General features: G+C 61.5%; 5 protein-coding genes and 1 pseudogene. 5 read left to right on the top strand and 1 reads right to left on the bottom strand.

Features of this window, described 5'->3' with window-relative positions; all coding sequences use genetic code 11:
- Positions 1-438 precede the first annotated feature (438 nt).
- A complete protein-coding gene (locus ABX749_RS16200; protein ID WP_145219909.1) occupies positions 439-1,659 on the bottom strand; it encodes an argininosuccinate synthase in 1,221 nt (406 codons plus the stop codon).
- A 251-nt stretch (positions 1,660-1,910) separates the two neighbouring features.
- On the opposite strand from ABX749_RS16200, the gene larB reads away from it, so the two are divergent.
- The 5 genes and pseudogenes from larB to ABX749_RS16225 form a co-directional block, all read left to right on the top strand.
- The gene (gene larB, locus ABX749_RS16205; RefSeq protein ID WP_372896889.1) at positions 1,911-2,798 is read left to right on the top strand and encodes a nickel pincer cofactor biosynthesis protein LarB; all 888 of its coding nucleotides are present in this window, start codon (positions 1,911-1,913) and stop codon (positions 2,796-2,798) included.
- Positions 2,799-2,943: 145 nt separating this feature from the next.
- Positions 2,944-3,819, top strand: coding sequence for an NAD(P)H-hydrate dehydratase (locus ABX749_RS16210; RefSeq protein WP_372896890.1), 876 nt, complete (start codon positions 2,944-2,946; stop codon positions 3,817-3,819).
- Positions 3,820-3,957: 138 nt separating this feature from the next.
- A complete protein-coding gene (locus tag ABX749_RS16215; RefSeq protein ID WP_372896891.1) occupies positions 3,958-4,965 on the top strand; it encodes a substrate-binding domain-containing protein in 1,008 nt (335 codons plus the stop codon).
- Positions 4,965-6,458, top strand: a complete 1,494-nt coding sequence (locus tag ABX749_RS16220; RefSeq protein ID WP_372896892.1) for a sugar ABC transporter ATP-binding protein — start codon at positions 4,965-4,967, stop codon at positions 6,456-6,458. The genes ABX749_RS16215 and ABX749_RS16220 overlap by 1 nt, the downstream gene beginning before the upstream one ends.
- A pseudogene (locus ABX749_RS16225) lies at positions 6,455-6,845 on the top strand (hypothetical protein); the annotation flags it as partial. The gene ABX749_RS16220 and the pseudogene ABX749_RS16225, both read left to right, overlap by 4 nt.

The raw sequence follows: 6,845 nt of genomic DNA on the forward strand, positions 1-6,845 counted from the left end.
CCCCTGCCCCCCTCTACGACAGGCCATTGGCACCGACACAAGCGGCAAACCGCCCAAGGGGAATGCATATCCATAGCTCGGGGCAAGCGAACCGAGCATTTGCGAGGGTTGCGCTGGACCGCTAAAACGTTGGTGTTGACACTCTGTTCGGTTTACGCGACTTCGCTTCCTTTTGATTTCCATCACCGCTCGGCCTCGCTTCAGCCGAGACAGGATGGGTCGTGAGGAACCTGGGCGGACGGAAGATTGAAAATTGAAAATGCAAATTTGCAATTGGAAGTTTTCAATTTTCAATTTTCAATCTCTTGCTCCGTGTCCTGCAATGGGAAAACGGGCGCCAGGCATTTCAAGAATGAAACCAGCGCAAAGGAAGAAGATCGTCAACCCCGAACTTTTTGCAGCCCAGGGTTGCGCTGCCCCAGGAACCTCTGGGCCGCCTTAATACTTCCGCGGCGTCACGGTGCCTTGGACTCGGCTGGGCAAGCCCTGAATCCGCAAGAAGCCTTCGGCGTCATCTTGGTTGTACGACCCGCCGCCTTCCATCGTCGCGATTTCGGCGTCGTACAAGCTGTTCGGACTGCTTCGTGAGTCGACCGAGATGTTGCCCTTGTACAGCTTCAGCGTGACTTCGCCGGTTACGATTGCTTGGGCTTGCTTGATGAACGACATCAGGGCGTCCATCTTGGGCGTGTACCAGAATCCGTAATACACCATCTCGGCGACTTCCGGAGCGAGCCGATCACGAAGGTGCATCAGGTCGCGGTCCATCGTCAATTGCTCGACATACATCAACGCGTCGTACAGGATCGTCATGCCGGGCGACTCGTAGACGCCACGGCTTTTCATTCCAACGAAACGGTTCTCGATCATGTCGATTCGACCGATGCCGTTTCGACCGCCGATGTCATTGAGCCGTTCGACCATTTCCAACGCGTTGACGGTCTGGCCGTTGAGCGTGGTGGGGACGCCCGATTCGAACCCGATCGTCACCGATTCGCTTTCGTCGGGAGCTTCCTGGGGGCTGACTCCCATCCCGAATTCGACCAGTTCGACGCCGTTGACGTCCAATTCCTCCAGCTCGCCCGCCTCGTAACTGATGTGCAAGACGTTTTCGTCGCTGCTGTACGGTTTGGCGGTCGACGCTTTGACCGGAATGTTCTTCTCGGCACAGTAGGCGATCAATTCGGTTCGGCCGGGGAACGCGTCACGGAACGCCTTGATTCGCCACGGTGCGATGATCTCCACCGTGGGATCGAGTGCTTCGGCGGCCAGCTGGAAACGACACTGATCGTTGCCCTTGCCGGTCGCACCGTGGGCGTACGCGACCGCCCCCACTTCGCGAGCCACTTGCAGACAAACCTTGCTGATCAACGGCCGCGCGATCGAGGTTCCCAGCAGATAGATCTGTTCGTATTTGGCCTGCCAGGCGAGCACGGGGAAGGCAAAGTCGCGGCACAATTCTTCGCGGACGTCGATCAATTTCGCTGAAGCCGCACCGCAATCCCGCGCCTTTTGCATGATCGCGTCGCGGTCCTCACAGGGTTGCCCCAAATCGACATACACCGCATGGACTTCGTAACCTTGGTCCTGCAACCATCCTAGGATGACGGAGGTATCCAGACCGCCGGAGTACGCCAATACGCATTTTTTGGTCGACATGAACAAATGCCTTTGTTGATGCTGTCTAGTGAAAGGTTGGGGGGTCACCGAACGCGCCGGAGCTGGCCCGCCGGAATTGGGGGACACATTCTAGGCTCGCGACGTCGCCTTCGCCCGGGCGACCCTGATTGGATAACATGGAACTGCAGCACATTGGACCAGCGCATCGTCGAGTTGCGAACCCCGCTTTGACCAAGACTCCCCTGCCCTGCCCCGACCCGTCCCACTCCCCGACTTTTCACGGCCGTTCCTTGCCTCTCCATCCGCCGCACCATCCGCCGCATCAACCCGATCCCAACGACTTGGCCCGCCTGCTGACCGATGTCGCGACCGGCCGAATCAGCGCGTCGGACGCCTTGGCCACCCTAACCACTGGCCCCCTCTCGACGCCACACGCTGGCGGCTCAAACGCTGGCGGCGGCACGGCGACCGATCGCGTCACCCTGGACCTGGATCGCCAGCGCCGATGCGGGTTCCCCGAAGTGATCTATGGCGACGGCAAACCGGCCGACATGATCGCCGGCATCATCCAGGCCCAACAAGACGCCGGGCAACCGTCCTTCGCCACACGCGTCGCCGCCGCGGTCGCCGAACAAGTCCAAGCCCAAATCCCCGGTGTGCGTTTCAACCCGATCGCCAGGACGCTGACCGCCGGGATCTCCGAACCGCCACTGCCGACTCCACTGCCACGTTCAAACGATGCAGCCGCCGTTCCCGACGCGGCCGAAATCGCGCACGCCGCCGTGGTCACCGCCGGCAGCACCGATGCTCCGGTGGCCGAAGAAGCGATCGAGACCCTGCACTGGATGGGAATCCCGTTTCGACAATTCGACGACATCGGCGTGGCCGGCCCGGCCCGGCTGCTGGCCGCGGTGCCGCACTTGCGTGAGGCCTCCGCCGTGGTCGTGATCGCCGGCATGGAAGGTGCCCTGCCAGCCGCCGTCGGCGTTCACTTGAGTGTCCCGGTGTTCGCCGTCCCGACCAGCGTCGGCTACGGCGCGACCCTCGGCGGGCTGACCGCGATGCTGGGGATGCTCAGTTCCTGTGCGTCCAACGTCGCCGTCGTCAACATCGACGCCGGGTTCAAAGCGGCCTACTTGGCGGGACTGGTCGTCCGACAACTTAAACGTTCCGCTTAGCGAAACGCGGCGGGCGTTTCAGTCCGTCCCCAATTCTTCGCGGCGTGTGCGTGGCCTTGTATGCGTGGCCTGTATGATGGTCTGAAATCCGATCGGTCCACCGACCCGACCACTCCCAACCCTCCCTTGGCCGCCGTCTTCCCCCATGTCCCACCCCGCGCCTCCCCTGCCCTTCCCCGCCCGTGCCTCCGATGCGCACAAAGGCGACTTCGGACGCGTGTTGCTGATCGGCGGTTCGCGTGGCATGGCGGGATCGATCGCCTTGTCCTCCATGGCGGCACTGAAAACCGGTTCGGGACTGGTTTCGACGGCCATCCCGGATCGCTGCCTGGAAACCGTCGCAGGCTTTCATCCCGGCATCATGACGATCCCGCTGGCCGACACCGGTGACGGTCAATTCAGTTTGTCGGCAACTGTGCCATCGATCGATTCATTTGATGCCGTCGGCGTTGGTCCGGGCATGCGCACCGGTCCGGGTTCGCTGCGGATCGTCGAATCGTTGTTGGAAAAAAACGATTGCCTGCGTGTGATGGACGCCGACGCGATCAACCTGTTGTCCGAGCACCAACTGCTGGAGGCCCCTGCCCTGCCCCGCGATCAATCCAAGCTCGTCCTGACGCCCCATCCCGGCGAACTGGCGCGGCTGACGGGAGTCTCCGCCGGCGATCGCGACGGCCAACTTGCCGCGGCGGAATCGCTGGTGGAAACACACGGCATGACGATCGTGGTCAAAGGCGGACCGACCGTCGTGGTCGGTCGCCCAGCGGACGACCGCGGCGCCGTGCGGTTTGTCAACAACACGGGGAACCCCGGCATGGCCAGTGCCGGCAGCGGTGACGTCTTGACCGGGATCGTCACGTCACTGCTGGGCCAACGACTTTCGCCCTGGGACGCCGCACGATTGGGCGTGTTTGTTCACGGTCTGGCCGGTGACATCGCCGCGGCGAACCACTCCCAGCCCGCCATGACCTGCGTGGAACTGCTGCAATCGCTCCCCGAGGCGATCGGATTGCTCAACTGAGCGACATCCCAGCGGGACGCGTCGACGACCGCCGCGGGGCGGCTGCGCCGACGCGCCACTGGCTCACGCCGCGTGCTGAATCGGCTATCATTGCGGTTCCCCTGCCCTCCTCTCCTCCCGATCGCTACGAAGGCTCCCATGAAACGTTTTCCTGTGTCTTTCGCCTCGCTGCTGGTCATCGCCTTGATCGTGGCCGGTTGTAAATCTTCGTCCGACAATTCCTCCGCGTCCAACGCGGACTCCGCATCCGACGGCAAACAACTCCGCATCGCGGTGATCCCCAAGGGCACCAGCCACGAGTTCTGGCGATCGGTGCACTTCGGCGCCGAGAAGGCGGCCCAAGAAATCGGCAACGTCGAAATTGTTTGGCGTGGCCCGGTCGAGGAAAGCGACACCGGCAGCCAAATCGAAGTCGTCAAGGACATGATCACAATGGGCGTCGACGGCATCGCCTTGGCACCGAACCAAAAAGGCGGCTTGGTCGACGCGGTCGAAGAATCGATCGGTGAAGGCATTCCGGTCGTGATCTTCGACAGCGGACTGGACGAGGGCCCCGAGATCGTCAGCTACGTCGCGACCGACAACTTCAAGGGCGGTCAGATGGCCGGCGACGCGATGGCAAAAGCGATCGGCGAAAAAGGCAACGTCATTTTGCTGCGTTATCTGGCTGGGAGCGAAAGCACCGAACAACGCGAAAACGGCTACTTGGACGCACTCAAGAAGTACCCCGACATCACCGTCGTCTCCTCCGACCAATACGCCGGTGACAACGCCACCAGCGCCAAAGAAAAGGTCGACCAACTGCTGCAACTGCACGGCGAATCGCTGTCGGGGATCTTTGCCGTCTGCGAACCCAACGCGAACGGAACGCTGGAAGCGATCAAAAACGCAGGCATGGCGGGCAAAATCAAATTCATCGCCTTTGACCCCAGCGACGCCCTGATCCAAGCGATGAAAGACGGCCATTGCCACGGCATCGTGCTGCAAGATCCCGTGCAGATGGGGTATCAATCCGTCATCACGCTCGTCGATTCGCTCAACGGCAAATCCGCCGAAGCGTTTCAAAGCACCGGTGAATACCTGGCGACGCCGGAGAACATGGACGAAGAGAAGTATCAAAAACTGCTCCAACCCGAAACGCTGTAGTGAACCCGTTGCTCGAAGTCACCGGAATCAGCAAACGGTTCGGCCCCACGATCGCACTGGAAAATGTTTCGCTGTCGGCCCACGCGGGTCGCGTGTTGGCATTGATCGGCGAGAACGGCGCGGGCAAGAGCACGCTGCTGAAAACACTCAGCGGCGCGCATCGTGCCGACGCCGGAACGATGTCGCTCGAAGGCCGACCTTACCGTCCATCCAGCCCCATCGACGCGCGCGACAGCGGTGTCGCGATCGTGTATCAGGAACTGACCCTGGCACCCGACTTGAGCGTCGAAGACAACGTGATGCTGGGACGCACCGGCACCGGCGCGGGAACGCTGTTTCGATCCAACCAACGCGCTGCGGTCACCGAAGCGTTGCATCGCGTCGGACTCCATCACGTCTCTCCCAAAGCCCGTACCGGCGACCAATCCGTCGCCACGCAACAGTTGATCGAAGTCGCGCGTGCCCTGATCAGCGACGCCAAGATCATCCTGTTTGACGAACCGACCAGTTCGCTGCCGGCAGCCGACGTGGACCGGTTGTTTCAAATCATCGACAACCTTCGCAGCCGCGGGTTGGCGATCATTTACATCAGCCATTTCTTGGAAGAAGTCCGCCGCGTCGCGGATGATTACGCGGTCCTTCGTGACGGCAATTCCGTCGGCAGCGGCCAACTGGCGTCGATCACCGATGACCAAATCATCTCGCTGATGGTGGGCCGCGACGTCGACGACCTGTTCCCCTCGGTGCCCCACGAAATCGGCGAGGTGCGTCTGGAGGTCGAAGACCTGGGTGCGGCGCCGATGCCCAAAAACGTTTCGCTGGCACTGCGTCGGGGAGAGATTTTTGGCGTCGCCGGACTGGTCGGCGCCGGACGCACCGAATTGCTGCGCTGCCTGTTCGCCTTGGAACCGACCTATGCCGGCCATGTGCGACTGGACGGACGACGACTGCCACACAACGTGCGCGGGCGCCGCAAAGCCGGGTTCGGACTGCTCAGCGAAGACCGCAAGAACGAAGGCTTGGCGCAAAACCTGTCGATCGTCGAAAACCTGGCGATGGGCAACCACGATCGATACACCACCGCCGGTTGGATCAACTTGAAGGCACGTCTGCGCGACGCCAGAGAGTGGATCAAGAAAGTCGAAATCAAAGCCCAAGATCCCGGCCAGTCGGTATCCGAACTGTCCGGCGGCAATCAACAGAAAGTCGCGATTGCGAGGCTGCTCGCTCAAGACGCGGAGATCTATCTGCTGGATGAACCGACCAAGGGAATCGACGTCGGCACCAAAGCGGAAATCTATCGCATGATGGGCGAGTTGGCGGCCGACGGGAAAACGGTCATTTTTGTCAGCTCGTATCTGCCGGAATTATTGGCGGTCTGTGATCGAGTTGGCGTGATGACGCGTGGCCGGCTTGCCGAAACGCGTGATGCAGATCAATGGGACGAAGAGGAATTGATGGTGGCGGCACTGGCTGCCGTGGAAGAACGATGACCGAAAACCAAACACGACGAAATAAATTGCATTGGCTGACTTCGTTTCGGCATGGGCCGACGTTGGCTTTACTGGCGATCATCGCACTGTTCGCGCTGCTGGACTGGCAATTCGGCAGCGGCCGGTTCTTTTCGCCGCGCAACGCCCGCGTCATCGTCAATTCCGCCGCCCTGATCGCCGTCCCAGCGCTCGGCATGACGATGATCATCATCGCCGGCGGCATCGACCTGTCCGCCGGTACCGCGTTGACACTCAGCGGGACCGCGCTGGCGATCGCGTTTCGCGACTACACGATTCCGGCCGACCAAGCCGGCGCGGCGACATGGATCGCCGCCGCACTCGCCCTCGGACTGGGCGTCGGCATCCTGTGCGGTTTGATCAACGGAC

It is taken from the genome of Stieleria sp. (assembly GCF_041595215.1).
GTDB lineage: Bacteria > Planctomycetota > Planctomycetia > Pirellulales > Pirellulaceae > Stieleria > Stieleria magnilauensis.